Raw genomic sequence first — 21,150 nt, 5'->3', positions numbered from 1 at the left:
GTTCCGGTGCCCGCCGCTCCCCTCACGATCGTTCCCTTCGACGCCGACCTCGCCGCATTCCTGGCCCGGCTGCCGGGGGCGCCCGGGGTCGGCCAGATCTTGGGCCCTGACGGAAGCAACCTCGTGATCGGGCGCACGTCGAGCGTGAGACGCTGGGCCGCCTCCCACCTCGGGGCGGGGCCCCGCCGCCCCGGCCAGCGCCCGCCCACCGACCTCCGTTCATTGGCGACGGCGGTGGGCTACGCGCCTACCACCTCCGCCTTCCACCAGCGCCTGCGTTACGAGCGCCTCATGGCGATTCATGTGCCCCCGGCCGCCCGCCGCGACCTGAAGCCGCCCGCGTTCCTGCACCTGGATCCCGAGGTGCGCTTCCCCCGCGTCACGATCCGGGACGCCGAGGCCGGGGGTCGCGCTCTCTTCGGCCCCTTCCGCAATCGGCGGGCCGCGGAGCGGACCCGCGCCGCCCTCCACAAGGTCCACCCCCTCCGCCCCTGCGACTACACCTTCGAGCCCGATCCCGTCCTCCCCCTCGGGTTGGGCTGCCTCTACGCCCAGGTGCGCTCCTGCGCCGCCCCCTGTCTGGCCCGTGTCTCCGAGGAGGCCTACCGCCGCCTGGCCGGGGAGGCCGCGGCCCTGCTCGCGCAGCCGTGGCTACGGCCCCCGGAGTTCGCGGCCTGGCTGCCCCCCTGGGTATCGGCCGCGCCCGCCCGCGGCCTGGTGGTGGTGGCGGGGACGGCGGGGATCGAGTTGCACCCGCTGCAGGCGGGGCGGGTCCTGGACGAGCTCAGCCTCACCACGACCCGCGAAGACCTGGAGGCGAGCCTCGATCGGTTGCGATGGGAACCGCCGGCGACGCCCGGCCTCGACTGGCCCTGGCTCTCCGCCTGGCTGGCGAGCCCGCGGGGGAGGGGAAGCTACGTCCCCGTGCCCGACGGTCCCGACGCTTCTCTGCTCCTGGCCGGGATCCGGGCCGCCCTCAACGTGGACGTGGCCGCCACCCGCGCTCGGTGATAACGTAGGGCCCTCGCAGGAGCGATCGTCTGAAGGAGTACTCACCCAAGCGACGGACCGCCCTGATCCTGGTGGGGACGGGCACCGCCGGCGCCTATCACGCGGGCGTGCTGCGGGCCCTGGACGAGAGCGGGGTCAAGATCGACCTCCTGGTGGGCTCGGGCGTGGGCGCGGTGGCGGCGGCCTACGGCGCGGTGGCGGGCGGCTCCAAGCTGTATGGTCCCGGCGGCTTCTGGGACGGCGTGCGCGGGGGCTCCTTCTTCGCCCTGCGACCGCTGGCCCTCCTGGCCGTGGTCCTGCTGGGCTTGTCGTTCGCGATCTTCCTCCTGCCCTTGGCTCTGGCCCTGGTCGCGGGCCTCCTCTTTCCGCTCGTCCTGATCGCGGACCGGTTGGCTCCCGGCCTGCCCTCGCGCGCCCTGGGGCGGTTCTGGGTCGCGCCCGAAGTCCTGAGCGGTCCCTACCTGGCCGCCCTCGCCCTGCCCATCTTCGCCCTCGCGGCCGTGATGCTCGTCTTCCTGGTCCGCTCCTGGCTCCGGGACGGTCGTCGGTTCCCGGAGTCCTTCGAGTCATTCCTTTCCGTGCGCCCCGGGCAGGACCGCTTGCGGCGCGGGCTTTGGGAGATCGCCCGCGGCCCCGCCCTCTCCCGGAGGCCGCCCTCGGAAGCCGAGCTCGGCGAGCGCTTCGTGGCCCTGGCCGCCGAGAACCTCGGTCAGCCCGGTTTCCGCGAGCTCATCCTGCGCACCGCCGACCTGGACGGGGAGGGCGTGCTTCCCTTCGTCCTTTTGCAGGACCAGCACCGAACCGCGTTCGTGGCCGCCCGCGCGCAGCAACCGCGCTCGCGACTGGAGGGGATCCCGGGGGCGGTGGACCTGCGCGCCCCTGGCTACGGTGGGATGCTCTTCGAGGCGGTGATGACCGGCCTCCTCCCGCCCCTGGCCGCCCCCGTACGGCGGGTGGCTTTCCCCAAGGGGGGGCTCTTCGGAGGGGAGACCCACCGCCTGAGCGACGCCACCCTTGTCATGGGGGCCGGCATTTCCGAGGCCCTGGCTGCGGGCGCGGAGCAGGTGATCGTGGCTTCCGCCACCCCCGTCCCCGCCGCCCCGCTGACGCGTCGCCGCGGGGCCCGCGCGCAGCTCGAGAGCGTGCTCGCCGCCCTGGAGCGGCAAGCCCTGGAGCGCGACATCCACGGAGCGGAGAGGATCAACCGCATGGTGGAGACCCTGGGTCATCGAACCGAGGACGGGGGTCGGGCCTGGCAGGATCCCGCCACTTTGAGGGTCTACCGGGACTTCGCCCTCTATGTTGTTCGGCCGGAGCGGCGGTTCCTGGGTCCCCTGGAGTTGGGCGGAGCCCGCGATCCCGCCACCGAGGTGTGGCAGACGACCGCCGACCTCTTGGAGCAGGGTTACCGCGACGCCTACCGGGTGTTCGTGGAGCCGGTGGTGGGAGCGGCACCCCTGCCCGCCCGGGCTCCGAGCTTCGAGGCGGCGACCCAGCCCGTCCAGCTCTAAGAGGGGAGGGATCCATGAGCAAGCGAGGCATAGGGACGCGGGCGGTGCGCGGGGGGCGCGAGGCCCGCCCGGGCCCCCTCACCACCCCCATCGTCCAGTCGTCCACCTTCGCCTTCGCGTCTGCCGCCGAGATGCGACGCTACTTGGAGGGAGACGAGGAGCTCTATCTCTACACGCGCTATGAGAACCCCACCCTCCGGGAGCTGGAGCAGTCCCTGGCCACTCTGGAGGAGGGGGAAGCGGGCCTGGTCTTCGCATCCGGCATGGCCGCCATCACCACCGCCATCTTCTCGCTGGTGAAGGCGGGCGATGAGGTGCTGGCCAGCGCCTCCCTCTACGGCGGGACCACTCGGTTCGTGCGCGAGGTGCTCCCTACCCTGGGGGTGACGGGCCAGTTGATCCCGCCCTCCCGCCTGACCAACCTCGAGGGGCTGGCGGGCCCGCGCAGCCGCGTCCTCGTGATCGAGAGCCCCACCAATCCCTCCCTGGACGTGCTGGACATCGGGGCCGTGGCCAGCGCCGCCCATGACCGCGGGCTCGCCCTGATCGTGGACAACACCTTCGCCACCCCTTGCCTGCAACGCCCCCTCGCGCAGGGGGCGGACTTCGTCATGCACAGCCTGACCAAGGCCCTCGGCGGCCACAGCGACATCATCGGGGGCGCCCTCGTGGGGTCCCGGGCTCGGATCGAGGGCGCGCGCTCCCTGCTCAAGGTCCTGGGCGGCTGCCTGGATCCCCACGCCGCGTTCCTCGTTCTGCGCGGCCTGAAGACTCTGCACCTGCGCGTGGAGCGGCAGTGCGCGAACGCGCTGGCCCTGGCCCGCCGGCTGGAGGGCCATCCCAAGCTCTCCCGCGTCCGCTATCCCGGGCTGCCCTCGCACCCCGCACACGAGGTCGCGCGCCGGCAGATGTCGGCCTTCGGGGGAATGGTGTCGATCGTCCTCAAGGGCGGCCTGCCCGCCGCGGAGTGCTTCTACGATCACCTGCGTCTGGTGACCCGTGCGGCCAGCTTGGGCGGCGTGGAGTCCCTGGTGAGCTTGCCCGTCCACACCTCTCACCACGGCTACAGCGACGAGCAGCTCCGGTCCGCAGGCGTCGACCCCGGCAGCGCCCGCATCTCCTTGGGGGTCGAGGACGCGGAAGACATCATTGCCGACATCGAGCAGGCCCTGGACGCGGTTCCCTGAGGCGAGGACATGGGGGGCGCTTCGGAGGCGGCCAACCAGACGATCATCAGCCTCGGCCTCCTGGGCCTGGGCATCTACTTCTCGGTCCTGCTCATCCGAGGGTTCGCCGGCTACCTCCTCTTCCGCCGCGTGCGCCCCACCGCGCTCCTGACCTGGCCGGGGCGCCTGCCCCGCCACTTCCCGCTCCTGCTCGGGCTCGGGGTGGTGAGCGCGGCCCTGACCGTGATCCACGGCCGGCTGGCCCTCCCTTTCCACCACGTCTACAGCCAGGCGGTGATGGCGGTCTACTTCATCCTCATGGTGCCGCTCTCCGCGCGGATCCACCTTGGGCTGTACCGGGACGGGGTCTGGGCTGACACCGGCTTCCTCCTCTACGGAAGCATCGCGCGCATGGCTTTCCGCGAGGCCCCCGAGGGCAGGGAGGTGATCCTCGTCCTCCTCCCCCGCGGCCGCTCCGGCTCCTTCCGCCTGCCCGTCCCCCGCGAGGACTTGGGAGCGGTGCGGAAGGTCCTGGAGGAGAAGGTCCGCGCCCATGTCGTGAACGTGGACCAGGCGATCCTCGGGCTGTGAGCCCCTTCCCGGAGGCGAAATGGAAGCCGTGGTCACCTTGAGCACAGGTCGGGGCCGGGACACCGTGGACACCGAGGTGCGGGTGCGGAGCCTGGAGGAGCTGTTTGGGGCCTGTCGGGACGCCCCCCCTTCTCGGCTCGTCCGCATCTCCATCACCGGCCCGGAAGGCGAGGTCCGCCTCAATTTCGCGAGTTTCCGGCGCACGGAGGGCGGGCGTTGATGCCGGGTCCTCCCCTTCAGGTGTGGAAGTTCGGGGGCGCCTCCTTGGCCGACGCGGTCGCCTTTCGCCGTGCGGTGGCGCTCATCCGGGGGCATCGCGGCCCTCTGGTGGTGGTGGCTTCGGCGGTGGCCGGGGTCACGGACGCTCTCCTCGCGGGCGCGCGCCGGTCGGCGGGGGGGGAAGGGGGAGCGGGAGGCGAGGTGGCGGCGGCGTTCCTGCGCCGCCACCGCGACGTCGCGCTCGGTCTGCTGCGGGCGGGGGGGCCGCGGCGCCGGCTCCTGGCCGCCCTCGACGCCGCCGCCCGCGACTACCGGGAGATCGCACGGGCGGTAGCGGCCCTGGCCGAGCTCTCCCCGCGGGCCAGCGACACTCTTATTGCCAGGGGCGAGCGGGCCGCGAGCGCGATCCTCGCGGAGGCGCTGCGCGCCGCGGGCCGCCGCGCGGAATTGGTGGACGCCGTCCGGCTGGTGTCGACGGACGGTCGTCACGGGGCCGCCGCGCCCCACCTGGCGGCCACCCGCCGGCGGGCCCTACGCCTGCTGCCGCCCCTGCTGCGCCGGGGGGTCACCGTGGTCGTGCCCGGGTTCATCGGCTCTGCGCCGGATGGGGGTGTCACCACTCTCGGCCGGGGTGGTTCGGATCTCACGGCCACCCTGCTCGGGCGGGCCCTCCGGGCCGAGCGCGTGGTCCTGTGGAAGGACGTGGCCGGCATCCTGACCGCCGATCCCCGCCAGGTTCCCGACGCCCGCCTCATCCCCCAACTCCACCACCGCGAGGCGGCGGAGGTGGCCTACTTCGGGGCCAAGGTCCTCCACCCCCGCGCCCTCATCCCCCTCGAGGGGAGCCGGATCTCGCTCCACGTCCGCTCCTTCCACGATCCGGAGCGTCCGGGGACGGAGGTCTCGGGGCGGAGCACCCTGGAGGCCTACCCCGTCAAGGCCCTGGCCACGATCCAGGGACAGGCCCTGGTCACGGTGGCGGGTAAGGGGATGATGGGCGTGCCCGGCATCGCTGCCCGGACCTTCACCGCCGTCCATGCGGAGGGGCTCTCCGTTTCCACCATTTTCCAGGCCTCATCGGAGAGTTCGATCGGCTTCACCCTTCCGGAGGGGGAGGCGGCCCGCGCGGTCCAGGCTCTGCGCCGCGTGTTCCGGGAGGAGCTCGCCACCGGCCTCATCGACGGGGTGGTCGCCCGCAGCGGCGTGGCCGTGATCGCAGTGGTGGGAAGGGGCATGGCGGGGACGCCGGGGATCGCGGCCCGGGTCTTCTCCGCCCTGGCCGGGGGGGGCGTGAACGTCATCGCCATTGCCCAGGGCTCGTCCGAGCTGAACATCTCGTTCGTGGTGGCGGGGACGGATGCCGCGGAGGCGACCCGGCGGGTCCACGCTGCCTTCCAACTCTCCAAGATCGGGGGCGGCCGGCCCCCGGGGGCACCCCGCACCGACGTCGTCCTCCTCGGCTTCGGCCGGGTGGGACGCGCGCTCGCCGACCAGGTGGCGGCCCGCAACGGAGCTTCCCGGGTCCGCCTGGTCGGCCTCCTCGACCGCTCGGGCTACCTCTTCGACCCCCGCGGCCTCTCGCGGGTCCGCCTCCTGCGCCTGGCCCGGGGCAAGGACCGGGGCGAGCTCCTGGCCGCGTTGGGGGGAGAGCGGGCGGGGGCGGCGGCCGCGCTCTCCTTCATCGCCAGCCACGCCGTCTCCCGGCCGGTGCTGGTGGACGTCACGGCCGAGGAGACCGGCGATCTGCTGCGCGCCGCGCTCGGCCAGGGCTTCGACCTCGTGCTCGCCAACAAGAAACCGCTGGCCGGCTCGCCCGAAGCGTACTCCGGCCTGCTCGCGGCGGCGGAGGAGGCGGGACGGCGGCTTCGCTACGAGGCCACGGTGGGGGCGGGGCTGCCCGTCATCGACACCCACCGAAAGCTGGTGGAGAGCGGCGACCGCGTCCTGCGCATCGAGGGATGCGTGAGCGGCACGTTGGGGTTCGTGCTCTCCGCGGTGGGGGAGGGCCGGCCCTTCTCGGAGGCGGTGGCGGAAGCGGTGGCGCGCGGCTATGCGGAGCCCGATCCCCGCGAGGATCTGTCCGGCCGCGACGCAGCGCGCAAGGGGCTGATCCTGGCCCGACTCCTCGGCTACCGCGGGCTCCCTCCCGCCCCGGAGGACCTGGTCCCACCCCGGCTGCGGCGGCTCTCGCGGTCGGAGTTCATGAAGCGCCTGCCCTCGCTGGACGCGGCTTGGCGGGAGCGCGCGGCCCGCGCGGCCAGACAGGAGCGGACCCTCCGCTACGTCGTGACCGCCACCGCGGGTGCGGTTTTTGTCCGCCTCGTGGCCGTGCCCGCCTCCTCGCCCATCGGGGCCCTGCGCGGGACCCGGAACCTCATCTCGTTCACGACGCGCCGGTACCGCGACGAGCCCCTCGTGATCACCGGCCCCGGAGCGGGAGCCGAGGTCACCGCCGCCGGCATTCTGAACGATATCCAGTACCTGGCCGCGACCTAAGAGAGGTCGCCCCCGGGGGCTCGGGGCATTCTGCCCGGACCCCTAAGCCCGGGAAGCCACCGGTGACAACGTTTTACGCGGCTTCACGAACGGCCGTCGCCCGCTTCGGGGTATCGTTTCGTAATGGAGTGGGGAGGTCGAAAACTGCACGCCACGAGGAAGAAGCCCCCGGCAACAACCTTCGTCCTGGCCCTTCTCGCCTTGGCCGCGCCCGCGGTGGCGGGGACGCCCGCGGGCAAGCACGTTAAACCGAGCCTGCTGGCGGAGGTCGAGTCCATCCAGCCCGGGCGTCCCTTCTCGGTGGGCATCCGCCTCCAGATGGCCGAGGGCTGGCATACGTACTGGAAGAACCCCGCGGATTCAGGCCTGCCCACGCGGATGACCTGGCGGCTGCCCGAGGGTTTCCAGGCGGGGCCGCTGCAATGGCCCTTTCCGGGCCGCCTAGCCGCCCCGCCCCTGATGAGCTACGGATACGAGGGCGACGTGCTGCTTCCTGTCGCGATCACGCCTCCCCAGACTCTGTCCCCGGGGAGCGAGGTCCGGCTCGCAGGCCGGGTGGACTGGCTGGAGTGTCAGGAGGCATGCATTCCCGGGCGGGCGGAGCTGGAGCTGGTCCTGCCCGTGCGCGCGGAAGCGCCCAGACCCGCACCCGCGAACGCGCCCCTTTTCCAGGCGACCCGCGGCCATCTCCCTGTGCCTGCCCGGGGCTGGGAGGTGAAGGCGGCGGCCACGGCCGGCGTCCTTGCCCTCACCTTCCGCGCGCCCCAGGCCCCCTCCGGCGCCTACTTCTTCTCTGACCAGCCCCTGGTGGTGGAGTATCCGAACCCGCAGACCCTGCACCGAGTGGCGGGCGGCCACCGCCTCGACATCGCGCGGGCGGCCAACGGCCCCGCTCTCTATCACGTCACGGGTGTCCTCTTGGTCGAGGGGGGGGCGGCCCCCGTTGCCGTGGAGGTGGATGTGCCCGTCTCGCCCCTGACCGCCTCGCCGGGGGCCGGGATCGAAGGGCCTCCGCCCGGCCGGGGCCTGGCCGTGGTCCTCGCCTTTGCCTTCCTGGGCGGCCTCGCCCTCAACCTGATGCCCTGCGTGCTGCCGGTGCTCTCTCTGAAGGTGATGGGCTTTGTCCGACAGTCGGGCCAGGAGTCCCCAAGGGCCTGGCGGCACGGGGTCGCCTTCACGGTCGGGGTCCTCGTGTCTTTCTGGCTTCTGGCCGGTCTGATGCTCGCCCTGCGCGCGGGGGGGAGGAGCGTGGGCTGGGGATTCCAGCTCCAGTCCCCCACCTTCGTCGCGTTCCTGGCCGCCCTCTTCTTCGCCCTCGGGTTGAACCTCTTCGGCGTCTTCCCCCTGGGCGAGTCGCTCATCGCGGCCGCGAACCTGAACCGGGAGCGGACGGGCCTTTTGTCCTCCTTCGGGAACGGCGCCCTGGCCACGATCGTGGCCACGCCCTGCACGGCCCCCTTCATGGGCTCCGCGCTCGGTTACGGGCTGACCCAGCCGGGGGCGGTGTCCCTGCTCGTCTTCACCGCCCTCGCCCTGGGCATGGCCGCGCCCTACCTCGTGCTCTCGCTCAACCCCCGCCTGCTTCGGCTCGTGCCGCGGCCGGGTGCGTGGATGGAAGGCTTCCAGCAGTTCCTCGGCTTTCTCTTGATGGCCACGGTGGTGGCTCTGCTTTGGCTTCTCGGCCGGGAGGCGGGTGTCGAGGGTATGACCCGCGTGCTTCTGGCCCTGCTCGCCCTCGGCCTCGCGGCCTGGCTTTACGGGCGGACCCCTGCTACCGGGCTTGGCCCGCGCGCGCGCCATCTGGCTCCGGCGGCGGCGGCCCTCCTCCTCGCCGTGGGCCTCGTCCTGGGCGTACGCTCCGCGGAAGGGGGAGGGGGGCCGGGCGGGGGAGGAAGCGGGCTGGCCTGGGAGGCCTACTCGGCGGAGACCCTGGCCAGGGTGCGCGCCCAGGGGAAGCCGGTCTTCATCGATTTCACCGCCGCCTGGTGCCTCACCTGCCAGGTCAATGAACGGGTGGCCCTGGCCTCGAGCGAGGTCCAAGACCGCTTCCGACGCGAGGGTGTCGTGGCCTTGAGAGCGGATTGGACCAAGAGCGACCAAGACATCACGTCCGCCCTGGCCTCCTACGGCCGGCAGGGAGTGCCCCTCTACGTGGTCTACCCCCGCGACCCCGGCCGGCCCCCCCGCGTGCTCCCCGAGGTGATCACCCCGGGGATCGTGCTCGCCGCCCTCGACGACGCGCTCGGCGACGCGCGCGCGGCTCGTGGCTTGACGAGCGATATCACCTCCCCTCAATAATCTAGTAGTAAGGAGAACCGGCCATGAAGAAGATGAGAGACGCGATGACCGCCGCTGCTTCTTGCACGCTGTTTCTCGCCCATCCCGCCGCGAGCTTCGCGGGGGCCGTCGTGGGCCAGCCCGCTCCCGCCTTCAGCCTTCCCGATGCAAGCGGAGGGCAGGAGGCCCTGTCGTCCTTCAAGGGCAAGTACGTGGTCCTGGAATGGGTGAACTTCGACTGCCCCTTCGTAGGGAAGCACTACGGCAGCGGGAACATGCAGAAGCTGCAGAAGACCTACACCGGCAAGGGCGTGGTCTGGCTGTCGATCAACTCCTCGGCCGGGGGCAAGCAGGGAGCCCTGGACGCGACGAAGGCCAACGCCCTCGTTAAGGAAAAGGGCGCCGCCCCCACCGCCTTCCTCCTCGATTCCGAGGGAGCGGTGGGCCAGGCCTACGGCGCGAAGACGACGCCCCACATGTTCATCATCGACCCCAGCGGGAAGCTGATCTACAACGGCGCCATCGACGATCGGCCCTCCATCGACAAGGCCGACATCGCCACCGCCCGGAACTACGTACAGACGGCCCTGGACGAGGCCATGGCCGGCAAGCCGGTGACCACTACCTCCAGCCAGCCCTACGGCTGCTCGGTGAAATACCGCTAGTCTCCGACGAGCCCTGGCCGTCGCGCCCGACGGCCAGGGTTCCTCGGCGGTGCCCTCCCCCGGGGCGAGCTCGTGGGCCTCACGGTTGGCGACCTCCAGGAGGGGGACGGCCGGGCGGTCTTTGTCGACATCTCCGGCAAGGGCGGCCGGATCCGCACCGTGCCCGTCCCGGACTGGGTGGAGGCGGCCCTCCGGGCGTGGCTTGAGACGGCGGGCATCGCCCAGGGCCGGATCTTCCGGGCAGTCGGTGGGGGAGTGTTGTCGGGGAGAGGCTTTCCACGACAGCCGTCCTCGGCATCGTCGCCGAGTACGCGGTCCTTCTCTCCCTCCAACTCTCACCCCACGGTTTACGTCGCCCGTGCGCAAACTGTGCCCGGCTCTCCGGCGGGCCCTCGAGCAGATCCAGTTTTTGCTGGGCCAGGACGACGCGGCACGGGTTGAACAGCAGAAGAGAAGAGTGGACATTAAGGCAGCGTGGAGGGGCGAAAGATGCGAGGAGCTGCATGCCTAATCCTGCTGGCCGTTGCTGCCCTGGCGCAGGGCCAACCGCCCACCGATGCTCCGCTGCTCGTGGGCCACTGGATCGCCACGATGGAATTCAACGGAACGACCAGCGTCGCCCGGCTCGATCTTGTCGAGGCGAGCAACCCTCTCACCGGCAGCCTTGACGGCGTTCCCTTGTCCGGCACCATCGAACGCAAGATGCTGCGATTCCGCGCGGGTAGCCGAAGTGTCACGGCAACCGTCGCGGACGGCGTCATCATGGGGACCATGATCACGGAAGGCGACAAGGGCGTCCGCCCTTTCAGCTCCGCGTTCAGAGCCGCGCGGATTCCCGACCGAAGGCCGGGCCCGCCGCAGACGATCGAGTTCACGCCGACGAGCTTCCAGCGCTCCTATTCGCCTCAGGCGACACCCGTGCTACGAGTCTGGCCAGGCGATACGGTGCACACAACCACGATCGACGCCGGCGGAGTCGATGCGCAGGGCATCAAGCGCGCCGCGGGCGGCGATCCGCTGACGGGCCCGATCTACGTCGAAACGGCGATGCCGGGCGACACACTCGCCGTTCATATCGTGCGCCTGCGGCTGAACCGCGACTGGGCCGGTACCAACGACCATCTGGTCGACAGCGCGCTAACCGCCGGCCTGGCACGCCGGATGGACGGGATCAACAAGCCGGTCCGGTGGCGGCTGGATCTCGAGAAGAACGTCGGCACACCCGAGGGAGCAACGGGGAATCTCGCCAATTACGTCCTGCCCCTGCGCCCGATGATCGGCTCGATCGGCGTCGCAGCCCCACCCGGCGATGCTGCGCCGATGGCCAATGATTCGGGCTTCTACGGCGGCAATATGGACTTCAACCTCATCCGCGAGGCCGCGACCGTCTATCTGACCATCCAAGCCCCGGGCGCCCTGCTGTACCTGGGCGACGTGCATGCCGCGCAGGGCGACGGCGAGCTCAACGGCAGCGGGCTGGAGACCTCGGCCGACGTCACCTTCACGGTCGACGTGATCCCGGGCCGCCGCCCCTCCGCGCCGCGCGTCGAGAACGAGGGCCAGATCATGGCAACGGGATTCGGTGGATCGGTGGACGACGCGCTACGCATGGCGACGTCGAACATGGCCGGGTGGCTGGCGCAGGACTACGGCCTGGGTCCGTCGGAAGTCGCCCAGGTGCTGGGCACCGCCGCCCAATACCAGATCAGCGAGATCGCCGATCGCAATTCGGGCGTCGTCCTGAAGATCGACAAGCCGCTCCTGCGGGGGCTAGCTCCGGCCAGGTGATGGCCGAAGCGCCTGTCGCGGGGCCCGCTGCTTCACTCTTTCCTCCGCGTTGACGCGAGCAGTCTGAGCTTCGCTCCGGACCGGGAGTTCCTCGTAGCGCAGGGGGAGGCCCTGGGCGTTACCTTCGATGACGAAGGTCGAGTGTATCCGCTGCTCGACCGGGTCCCAGGGAGACGGCCGGGGCCAATCGATCGAGTGCTCACCTCAAGCCACCGGGAACGTGCAGGTTCAGAAGAACCGGCACTGACAGCCCGAATAGGTTCGCGCAGGCGTGGCCGGCGATCGTCCAGCGAAGGCTACCCGTCCGCCAGTAAGCCATGCCCCACACGCCCCCCGCCAGACCCAGACCGACCAGCACGGCCGGATGACGAAGCGCGGCGGAGTGCACTCCCCAGATCAGCGGATGGCTGAGGGCAAAGAACGCCGTCGAGTAGACGACCCCCAGCCCAAAGGGCCAGCTGCGGGTGGCATCGATGAGCAGTCCGCGCCAATATCCTTCCTCCAGCCACGGGTTGAGCAGGCCGAACCCCAGCCACAATGCGAGCAGGGTCGGAGACCGAAGGACATGCCAGCCCAGCACGAACTCGCGCACGGAGACGAGCCCCACCCCTAGCGCGAGAGCCGACCACACCCCTGACCCTCGTGGTCTTCGGAGCCAGAGCCTGGCCGGGTTCCCCTGTCGGCCCCACCAGATCAGGGTGGCCACCGCACCCCAGAAGACGAGCATGGTCGGGATCCAGGCCCAGGCCCCGATCACGAGCCCGGCCAGGCGCTGAACGGCGAAGCCCAGGGCGATGACGCCGATCGGCGACAGGATGACCGCCCACCGCCGCGACGATCCAAGAGGCGGCATCGGTGCCTGGACCGCCCTCTCCCCCTCCCCCAACCTGCACCTCCCGGACCCAAGCCTGCTCGGATGCTCCTACTTCAGGGTGCGGAGCAGCCTGGCCGCGAGGTCCCCGCGCTTCCCGACCTCGATCCCGTCGAGTTCGAGCCACGCCTGCAGCTGCCCGAGCTCGCCGGCCAGCCCCGCGGCCACCCGGCGCGCGTCCTTTCCCGGCTCCAAGAACGCGCTCTGCACCCTCAGGACCCTGCGGGCGCGGTCCGCCTTGAGGTCGCAGCGGGCGACGAGGGTGTCGCCGAGCAGAAACGGGCAGACGTAGTAGCCGTGGACCCGTCGCCGCGCGGGCACGTACATTTCGATCGTGTACTTCATCCCGAACAGCCGCGCCAGGCGTTGGCGGTCCCAGACCAGGGAGTCGAACGGGGTGACGATTCCGCGGGCGTGGAGGGTTCGGGGGACGCGCGCACCCGGATGCACGTAGGCCGGATCCTTCCAGCCGCGGACGCGCGCGGGCAGGAGACGGCCCTCCTCGACGAGCTCGGCCAAGAGCCGCTTGACGATGGGCTGGGCCCGCCGGCCCTGGGGACCCGGCGGTCGCTCCCAAAAGGGTCCCGGTGACAATCGATCGTGCCACCCGTCGATCTGGAAGTAGCCGGCGATGTCGGCGAAGGTCCCGACGCCGTAGGCCTTCGCGCCCAGGCAGAGCAACTGCTTCATCGCCTCCTCACGCGGCGGCGCGGGCGCGTCGAGCGCAGCTCGAGGGATGACGCGCTCGGTAAGGTCGTAGAGCCGCTCGAAGCCGCGGCGTCCCGCAATGGCGACCAGGCCCGAGTCGTACAGGTGCTCGAGGGCTGCCTTCCCGGCCCCCCAGCCCCACCAGTTCCCCGAACTCTTGCCGGGATTGGATAGCTCGGCGGCGGCGAGGGGTCCGCGCTCGGCCACCTCTTGATAGACCCTGGCCATGTAGGCGCCACGCTTCGACCGCATGTAGGCCTGCGTCCTCTCGATGTGCCTATTCATGCGGTACCGCAGGAGGGGGAAGAGCGAGACCGGTAGCAGGCAGGCGGCGTGCCCCCAGTATTCGAAGAGCTCGCGCTGGAGGTAGGCGAGCGAGTCGAGGGCCTTCATCGGATAGGGACCGAGGCGCGCGAAGGCGGGGACGTAGTGGGCCCGGGCGAGCACGTTCACGGAGTCGATCTGGAAGGCGTGCAGCCGCGTGGCCAGCCGGCGGACGTGGCCCAGGGAGGGCGTGGCCGGTCGGGGACCAAATCCCTGCGCGGCCACGGCCAGGCGGCGCGCCTCCGGCAGCGAGAGCGTGATCGGCATCGCGCGACCCCCGGACGGATGGGCGGCCAGGCTATATCAGGGGAGGGCCGGGCTCAAGAGCGAGGTCCGCGCACGACCGAGACCAGAAGCGCGGCTCCGCTCTGCCCTGCTCCGCCCCGCAGTTGGGTTGTTTGGCGGCCGGGGGTCATCGTTTCACCGCCTTCTTCGGGCTTTTCCGGCGGGGGCGGGGTCTCTTTTCTTGCTTCATCGGCTTCGGACGCGCGTGACGCGGCTGATACACGCCGAGCCTTCCCCCGCCGGGAAGGGTGAGGCGCGTGAGCAAACCCCAACCTTGGTTCTGAACCGCCTCGTAAGGCACATTGTGCTTCTTAAGGTTGGCCACGAACTCGTCGACGTCATCGCAAATGAGATAGAACTCGTGTACGTCGTTCTTGTCCGATGGATGGACGGCAACCTCCGCGGGCGGCAGGCCGAAGATGAGCCAGCCCTCTCCCACGTCCAGGCTGGGAAGCTTGAGCACATCGCGCAGGAAGGCCCGGTCGGCATCTGGTTTTCTGCTGTAGATGATCGAGTGTGCGCCGACGATCATGGTGGTTCACCTCCGCGTTGCCCTCAGAGCGTTGCCGCCCGCGGGGCCCGCTCGCTTTGGCCCGAAATCCGATCATACCTGAGGATCGCAGGCGAGAAGGCCGTCGCGGGCGATGCGCGACCGCGAGCGTTGATTTGCCGTCCCCTCCCGCCCCGGCTAAACTGGTCCTTTATGAACAGCGCGAAGGCCTCCGCCGCGGGCGTCAAGTCCTTCCTGGAGCGGATCGGGGATGGCGTGGTGGTGGGCGACGGCGCCATGGGCACGATGCTCTATGGGCGGGGCGTGTTCCTGAACCGCTGCTTCGACGAGCTGAACCTCTCGAACCCCGCTCTCGTGCGCGCGATCCATGAAGAGTACCTGGATGCGGGGGCGGACGTCGTCGAGACCAACACCTTCGGCGCCCACCGCTTCAAGCTGGGACCCCACGGGCTGGAGGCCCAGGTCCGCCGGATCAACCGGGAGGGAGCGCGCATCGCCCGCCAGGCGGCGGAGGGGCGGGGTCTGGTGGCGGGCTCCCTAGGCCCGATCGGCAAGCCGCTCGCGCCTCTCGGCAACATCCCGTTCGAGGAGGCGGTGGCCGCGTACCGCGAGCAGGCGGAGGGGCTGGGGGAAGGGGGGGTCGACCTCTTCATGATCGAGACCATGCCCTCCCTCGACCAGGCCCGGGCCGCTCTGGAGGCTGTCCGCGCCACGTCCTCCCTGCCCGTGGTCGTCTCCCTCACCTTCAACGAGGAGGGCACGACCTTCTACGGAGAGACCCCGGAGGACGTGGTGCGGAGCCTGGAGGCTTGGGGCGTCCCCGTCATCGGAGCGAACTGCAGCCAGGGTCCGCAGGCCATGCTGGAGACGGTGAAGCGCATGGCCGCGGTGGTGACGAAGGCTCGGCTGGCGGCCATGCCCAACGCGGGTGCGCCCGCGCTGGTGGACGGGCGGTACGTCTACCTGTGCACGCCGGAGTACATGGCTTCCTATTCCCGGCGCTTCCTGGCCGCGGGCGTGGACCTGGTGGGCGGCTGCTGCGGAACCACCCCCGACCACATACGAAACCTGGTCCGCTCGGTACGCATGGTTCAGCCTTCGCGCGAGGAGGTGCCGGTCATTCCGCCCTCCCGCCCCAAGGAGGCCCCCGCTCCCGTCCCCCGCGAGGAGAAAAGCGCGCTCGCCCGAAAGCTCGGAAAGAGGTTCGTGGTGTCGGTGGAGCTGGATCCGCCCAAAGGGGCGGACCCGGGGTTGATCCTGGAGCGAGCCCAGTACTGCAAGGAGAACGAGATCGACGCCATCAACGTGGCGGACGGTCCCCGCGCCTCGGCCCGCATGAGCGCCCAATCCCTGTGCGTGCTCCTGCAGAACAAGGTGGGGGTGGACACCATCCTCCACTACACCTGCCGGGACCGGAACCTGCTAGGCATCCAATCGGACCTGCTCGGGGCATACGCCCTCGGCCTGCGCAACATACTGGCCATCACCGGGGACCCCCCCAAGCTGGGCGACTACCCGGACGCCACCGCCGTCTACGACGTGGACTCCATCGGCCTCATCCGCATCATGGACCACCTGAACCACGGCTGCGACCTGGCCGGGAACCTGATCGGCCCCGCCCTCGGCATCCACATAGGCTGCGGGGCGGACCCCAGCAAACTGGACCGAGAGAAGGAGGTCCGGAGGCTGGAGCAGAAGGTGGAAGCGGGAGCCGAGTACATCATGACCCAGCCCGTCTACGACCCCCGTTCCCTGGAGTCCTTCCTGGGGTTGATCAAGCACATCCAGATCCCGATCCTGGTGGGCGTCCTGCCCCTCTACTCCCACCGTAACGCCGAGTTCCTGCACAACGAGGTGCCGGGGATGACCATCCCCGACGACATCCGGGAGCGCATGCGCAAGGCGGGTTCGGGGGAGAAGGCCCAGGCGGAAGGGGTGAGCATCGCCCGGGAGGCCGCCCGGGCCGCCCGCGACCTGGCCCAGGGGGTCTACGTCATGCCCCCCTTCAACAAGGTCGAGCTGGCGGTGAGAGTCGTCGAGGTGCTGCACTAACGCCGGCCCGAGGTTCACTCTTGTCACGCCTTTGGATCGCGGCTCCGCTCCTCATCGCGCTCCCCTGGGCCTTGGGTGCGGAACAGAGGACCCCCGTCTTCCCCGTCGGGGTCGATGTCGTCAACATCACGGTCACGGTGCGGGACTCCCAAGGCCGCCTGGTCACGGACCTCGACGCCCAGGACTTCTTGATCCGGGAGGACGGGCGGCCCCAGCTCGTTCAGCTGTTCGGCCGCGGCATCGAGCCCGGCCACGCGGACGCCCTGGCCCTGGACCTGGGGTTGCTCCTGGACACCAGCGAGAGCATGCAGGAGCAGATGCGCCTGACCCAGGAGTCGGCGGTCCGCTTCCTGGACGCGATCCCGCGGGCGCGGGACCTGATCATGATCTTCTTCGACCAGGACATCCGCGTCTCCCGCTACACGAGCGAGAACCAGCAGGGGCTCTTCGAGCGGATCCTGGAGTCGAAGGCGGCGGGCACGACCGCCCTCTACGACGCCATCAGCGTCTACATCTCCCGGGTTCAGGACGCCCCGGGCCGGAAGGTGCTCCTCGTCTTCACCGACGGCGAGGACACCACCAGCGCCCTCAGCCTCTTCGATCTCATCCAGCTCGTACGCTCCAGCTCCGTCACCATCTACCCCATCGCCTTCATGGGCAGCTTCGGCATGGGCAGCAAGAGCTACATAACGGCCAAGGCGTGCCTCAACCAGCTCGCGGACGTCAGCGGGGGCCAGGTCTTCAACCCCGTGACCTCCAAAGAACTAGCCGCGATCTACGACAGAATCCTAGACGAGCTGAAGGGCCAATACGTGGTGGGCTTCGTCTCCGACAATCCCCGCAAGGACGGCAAGTTCCGCCGGCTGAAGGTGGAAGTGAGCCGGAACAAGGAGACCTTCCGCGTGCGCCACCGAGTGGGCTACTACGCGGCGGGAGACGGCCCGCGGCCCTAGGAGGCTCCTCCGCGCTCGCGGAGGGCCTCCACCTTCTTCTCCAGCTCCCGCAGGCGCTTCTGTAGCTCCGGCAGCTTGGCGAACACCGCGCTGGACTTGAGCCAGGCCCGGTTGTCGATGGCTGGGTAGCCGGAGACGGTGGCCCCCGCCTCCACGGAGCTCGGGATGCCGGTCTGGGCGGTGGCGATCACCCCGTCCGCGATGGTCAGGTGGCCGGCCACCCCCACCTGCCCGGCCAGGGTCACGCGGCTCCCGATCTTGGAGCTGCCCGCCACCCCCACCTGCCCGGCGAGGACGGTGTCGTGGCCCACGGTGACGGAGTGGCCGATCTGGACCAGGTTGTCGATCTTGGTGCCCCTGCCGATCCGGGTCTCGCTCATGGCCGCCCGGTCTATGGCGGCGAGGGCCCCGATCTCCACGTCATCCTCCACCACCACGATCCCCACCTGGGGGATCTTCTCGTAGCGACCTCCCTCGTCCTTGGCGAAGCCGAATCCGTCTCCCCCGATCACCGCCCCGTTCTGCACCACCACCCGATGCCCGATCCGGCAGCCCTCGCGTACCTGCACCGCGGAGTGGAGGACGCAGTCCTCTCCGATCTCCACATCCGGGTAGAGAACGACTTGGGGATGGATGGCGGTGCGCGCCCCCACCCGTGCCCGGGGACCGATCACGGCCAGGGCTCCCACGTGGACGCCCGCCCCCAGCACGGCCGTGGGGTCGACCTGGGCGGAGGCGTGAACCCCGGGGGTCGGGTGCAGGGGAGGATGGAGGAGAGCCGCCGCCCGCGCGAAGGTGAGGTAGGGGTTGGTGCAGACGAGGCTGGGCAAGGGGGTCTTGAGGTCGGGGGAGAGGATGACGGCGGTGGCCCGGGTGTCGGCCAGGCAGGCCGCGTATTTGGGGTTGGCCACGAAGGTGAGGTCGCCGGGTCCGGCCTCCTCGATCCCGGCCACCCGCCGAACGTCGATCCCGCCGTCGCCCCGGAGGGTGCAGCCCAGGCGCGCCGCCAGTTCCCGCAGGATCACCCCGCCTGGGCCCCCGGAGTGGGGGTGACCGTCCCCCGGCTCGCGCTGGCCGGGCCCGCGCTGACCGCTCCGTTCAGCTGCGCCCCTTCCCGGACGACCAGGACCTGGGCCTTCACGCTTCCCTGGACCCGCGCCCTCTCGTCCAGGAGGACCACGCGGGCCACGATCTCGCCCTTGAACTCGCCGGCGACCTCGGCCAGGTCGGCGGCGATCTTGGCGTCCACTCGGGAGCCCTCCCCCAGGAGCAACCGGCCCGAGACCTCCACCTCGCCCCGAAAGCGCCCGAGGATGTGCGCATCCTTGCCCTTGAGCTTGCCTTCGACGTCGGCCTGGGCGTCGATGAGCGTGGTCTTGTTGCCTTCCATTCTCCCTCCTGGGCGCCGGGCAAGCCCAATTGTAGGGGGAAACGACTTTCCAACCCAATACGGAGGCGCCCGTGCGGGGCCGTGTATCATGGGGGGATGTGCCCCCACCCGGAGGCCCCATGAGATCCCGAAGTCCCCGGCCGCCCGCGCACGACCTAGCCCCCGGCGAAAGCTCCGGGGAGCCCGCCGTCCAGGGGCGGGGTGAGGGAACCTACCGGGGCCGCCCTCCGGAGCCACGCCTCGCCCCCGCCCTTGCCGACACCCGCTTCGAGCTCAAGAGCGACTTCTCCCCCGGGGGTGACCAGCCGCGCGCGGTGGGGGAGATCGTGGCCGGCATCGAACGGGGGGACAAGCAGCAGGTCCTGCTCGGCGTCACCGGCAGCGGCAAGACCTTCACCATCGCCTCCGCGCTCGCCCGGGTGAACCGGCCCGCCCTCGTGCTCGCCCACAACAAGACCCTGGCCGCCCAGCTCTACCAGGAGTTCAGGTCCTTCTTCCCAAAGAACGCGGTCGAGTACTTCGTCTCCTACTACGACTACTACCAACCCGAGGCCTACGTCCCCCAGTCCGACACCTACATCGAGAAGGAAGCCACCATCAACGACGAGATCGACCGCATGCGCCTCTCCGCCACCCGGAGCCTGTTCGAGCGCCGCGACGTCGTGATCGTGGCCTCCGTTTCCTGCATTTATGGCTTGGGCTCGCCCGAGGCCTACTACGGCATGCTCCTCTTCGTCCGCCAGGGGGAGGCCCTCGACCGCCACGACCTCCTGGCCAAGCTGGTGGAGGCGCGCTACGACCGCAACGACTACGAGCTCAAGCGGGGGACCTTCCGGGTCCGGGGGGACGTGGTGGAGATCGTGCCCGCCTACGAGGAGACCGGCATCCGCATCGAGCTCTTCGGGGACGAGGTGGAGCAGATCAGCGCCTTCGATCCCCTGACCGGGAAGGCCATGGGGCGCCTGGCCCAGGTGGCCATCTATCCCTCCAGCCACTACGTGACCCCCCGGCCCAAGCTGAACGACGCCATAAGAACCATCGAGGAGGAGCTGCTCGCGGAGAAGGCGGTGCTGGAGCGAGAGGGCAAGCTGCTGGAGGCCCAGAGGCTCTATCAGCGGACCATGTTCGACCTGGAGATGCTGCGCGAGGTGGGCCACTGCCACGGCATCGAGAACTACTCGCGCCACCTCTCGGGACGGGCGCCCGGCGAGCCGCCCCCCACCCTCCTCGACTACCTGCCCAAGGACGCCCTCATGATCGTGGACGAGAGCCACCAGAGCGTCCCCCAGGTGCGGGGGATGTACCACGGGGACCGTCAGCGGAAGCAGACCCTGGTGGAGTACGGCTTCCGGCTTCCTTCCGCCCTCGACAACCGTCCTTTGAACTTCGAGGAGTTCGAGAGCCGTCTGGGCCAGGTCGTCTACGTATCCGCCACCCCCGGCCCCTACGAGCTCCTGAAGTCCGGGGGGGTGGTCGTGGAGCAGGTCATCCGGCCCACCGGCCTCATGGACCCCGTGGTCGACATCCGGCCGGTCAAGGGCCAGGTGGACGACCTGCTGGCGGAGATCCGCGTGCGGGCCGCCCGCAACGAGCGCGTGCTCGTCACCACCCTCACCAAGCGGATGGCCGAGGACCTGACCGAGTACTACCACGACCTCGGGGTGCGCGTGCGGTATCTCCACTCGGACATCGAGACCCTCGAGCGCGTGCGCATCCTGCGCGACCTGCGCAAGGGCGAATTCGACGTCCTGGTGGGAATCAACCTCCTGCGGGAGGGCCTGGACCTGCCCGAGGTCTCGCTGGTGGCCATCCTGGACGCGGACAAGGAGGGCTTCCTTCGCTCGAGCGGCTCCCTCATCCAGACCATGGGCCGCGCCGCGCGCAACGTAGCGGGCACAGCCATCCTCTACGCGGACAAGGAGACCGACTCCATGCGCGCCGCCATATCGGAGACCAGCCGCCGGCGGGCCCTGCAGGAGGCCTTCAACCGCGAGCACGGGATCACCCCCGAGAGCATCCGGAAGAACATCGCGGAGTTGCTGTCGTCGGTATACGAGGCAGACTACGCGCCCATCCCGGAGGTGGCGGAGAGCCCCGAGGAGCGCTACCGCACGCTCGACGACCTGGAGAAGGAGATCAAGGTCGTGGAGAAGCAGATGCGGGAGGCAGCCAAGGCCCTGGAGTTCGAGAAGGCGGCCGGGCTGCGCGACCGCATCAAGAGCCTGCGCGCCCGCGAGTTCGGGCTCAAATAGGCCCCGCCGGCAGGGCTCGAGGGAAGAGCCGGTGGCGCCTAACAAGACCGCAAACTCGGCGGCGGCCGCGCGAACGGCGG

At 70.4% G+C, this 21,150-nt stretch carries 17 protein-coding genes; 12 read left to right on the top strand and 5 right to left on the bottom strand.

Annotation, left to right across the window (positions count from 1 at the left end; all coding sequences use genetic code 11):
* The first annotated feature begins 6 nt into the window (after nucleotides 1-6).
* The 9 genes from VN461_06355 (at nucleotide 7) to VN461_06315 (ending at nucleotide 11,724) form a co-directional block, all read left to right on the top strand.
* Nucleotides 7-1,011, top strand: coding sequence for a hypothetical protein (locus VN461_06355; protein HXB54386.1), 1,005 nt, complete (start codon nucleotides 7-9; stop codon nucleotides 1,009-1,011).
* Between the two features lie 71 nt (nucleotides 1,012-1,082).
* Nucleotides 1,083-2,522: a hypothetical protein gene (locus VN461_06350; protein HXB54385.1), complete on the top strand. Its 1,440-nt coding sequence runs from the start codon at nucleotides 1,083-1,085 to the stop codon at nucleotides 2,520-2,522.
* A 14-nt stretch (nucleotides 2,523-2,536) separates the two neighbouring features.
* Nucleotides 2,537-3,709 carry an aminotransferase class I/II-fold pyridoxal phosphate-dependent enzyme gene (locus tag VN461_06345; protein ID HXB54384.1) on the top strand — a complete coding sequence of 391 codons (1,173 nt, stop codon included), beginning with the start codon at nucleotides 2,537-2,539 and terminating at the stop codon, nucleotides 3,707-3,709.
* Between the two features lie 9 nt (nucleotides 3,710-3,718).
* Entirely contained in the window at nucleotides 3,719-4,279 is a 561-nt protein-coding gene (locus VN461_06340) for a hypothetical protein (GenBank protein HXB54383.1), read from the top strand.
* A gap of 19 nt (nucleotides 4,280-4,298) precedes the next feature.
* The gene (locus VN461_06335; protein ID HXB54382.1) at nucleotides 4,299-4,499 is read left to right on the top strand and encodes a hypothetical protein; all 201 of its coding nucleotides are present in this window, start codon (nucleotides 4,299-4,301) and stop codon (nucleotides 4,497-4,499) included.
* A complete protein-coding gene (locus tag VN461_06330) occupies nucleotides 4,499-6,994 on the top strand; it encodes an aspartate kinase (GenBank protein HXB54381.1) in 2,496 nt (831 codons plus the stop codon). The genes VN461_06335 and VN461_06330 overlap by 1 nt, the downstream gene beginning before the upstream one ends.
* 123 nt (nucleotides 6,995-7,117) lie before the next feature.
* On the top strand, nucleotides 7,118-9,292 hold the full coding sequence (locus VN461_06325; GenBank protein ID HXB54380.1) for a thioredoxin family protein: 2,175 nt from the start codon (nucleotides 7,118-7,120) through the stop codon (nucleotides 9,290-9,292).
* 23 nt (nucleotides 9,293-9,315) lie between these two features.
* Entirely contained in the window at nucleotides 9,316-9,936 is a 621-nt protein-coding gene (locus VN461_06320; protein ID HXB54379.1) for a thioredoxin family protein, read from the top strand.
* Nucleotides 9,937-10,425: 489 nt separating this feature from the next.
* Nucleotides 10,426-11,724, top strand: coding sequence for an acetamidase/formamidase family protein (locus VN461_06315; protein ID HXB54378.1), 1,299 nt, complete (start codon nucleotides 10,426-10,428; stop codon nucleotides 11,722-11,724).
* Nucleotides 11,725-11,923: 199 nt separating this feature from the next.
* Here the strand turns inward: VN461_06315 and VN461_06310 are convergent, their stop codons facing one another.
* From VN461_06310 to VN461_06300, 3 genes are all read right to left on the bottom strand, one after another.
* Nucleotides 11,924-12,577: a CPBP family intramembrane glutamic endopeptidase gene (locus VN461_06310; protein HXB54377.1), complete on the bottom strand. Its 654-nt coding sequence runs from the start codon at nucleotides 12,575-12,577 to the stop codon at nucleotides 11,924-11,926.
* Between the two features lie 69 nt (nucleotides 12,578-12,646).
* Nucleotides 12,647-13,894, bottom strand: coding sequence for a crosslink repair DNA glycosylase YcaQ family protein (locus VN461_06305; protein ID HXB54376.1), 1,248 nt, complete (start codon nucleotides 13,892-13,894; stop codon nucleotides 12,647-12,649).
* Between the two features lie 145 nt (nucleotides 13,895-14,039).
* Entirely contained in the window at nucleotides 14,040-14,444 is a 405-nt protein-coding gene (locus VN461_06300) for an extradiol dioxygenase (GenBank protein ID HXB54375.1), read from the bottom strand.
* Between the two features lie 171 nt (nucleotides 14,445-14,615).
* Between VN461_06300 and VN461_06295 the strand changes: the two genes are divergently transcribed.
* Together VN461_06295 and VN461_06290 are read left to right on the top strand one after the other, a co-directional pair.
* Nucleotides 14,616-16,475, top strand: a complete 1,860-nt coding sequence (locus VN461_06295) for a bifunctional homocysteine S-methyltransferase/methylenetetrahydrofolate reductase (GenBank protein HXB54374.1) — start codon at nucleotides 14,616-14,618, stop codon at nucleotides 16,473-16,475.
* A gap of 20 nt (nucleotides 16,476-16,495) precedes the next feature.
* Entirely contained in the window at nucleotides 16,496-17,428 is a 933-nt protein-coding gene (locus tag VN461_06290) for a VWA domain-containing protein (GenBank protein HXB54373.1), read from the top strand.
* Here the strand turns inward: VN461_06290 and lpxD are convergent.
* Together lpxD and VN461_06280 are read right to left on the bottom strand one after the other, a co-directional pair.
* Nucleotides 17,425-18,453, bottom strand: a complete 1,029-nt coding sequence (gene lpxD / locus VN461_06285; protein ID HXB54372.1) for a UDP-3-O-(3-hydroxymyristoyl)glucosamine N-acyltransferase — start codon at nucleotides 18,451-18,453, stop codon at nucleotides 17,425-17,427. The two genes, VN461_06290 and lpxD, sit on opposite strands and share 4 nt — an antisense overlap.
* Entirely contained in the window at nucleotides 18,450-18,818 is a 369-nt protein-coding gene (locus VN461_06280; protein ID HXB54371.1) for a polymer-forming cytoskeletal protein, read from the bottom strand. The genes lpxD and VN461_06280 overlap by 4 nt, the downstream gene beginning before the upstream one ends.
* Nucleotides 18,819-18,937: 119 nt before the next feature.
* On the opposite strand from VN461_06280, the gene uvrB reads away from it, so the two are divergent.
* Nucleotides 18,938-21,070, top strand: a complete 2,133-nt coding sequence (gene uvrB, locus VN461_06275; protein HXB54370.1) for an excinuclease ABC subunit UvrB — start codon at nucleotides 18,938-18,940, stop codon at nucleotides 21,068-21,070.
* Nucleotides 21,071-21,150 lie beyond the last annotated feature (80 nt).

The sequence above is a fragment of the Vicinamibacteria bacterium genome, from assembly GCA_035570235.1.
Lineage (GTDB): Bacteria > Acidobacteriota > Vicinamibacteria > Fen-336 > Fen-336 > DATMML01.
The sequence above is the reverse complement of the archived record's forward strand: the minus strand, read 5'-3'. Positions and strand labels throughout refer to the sequence as shown.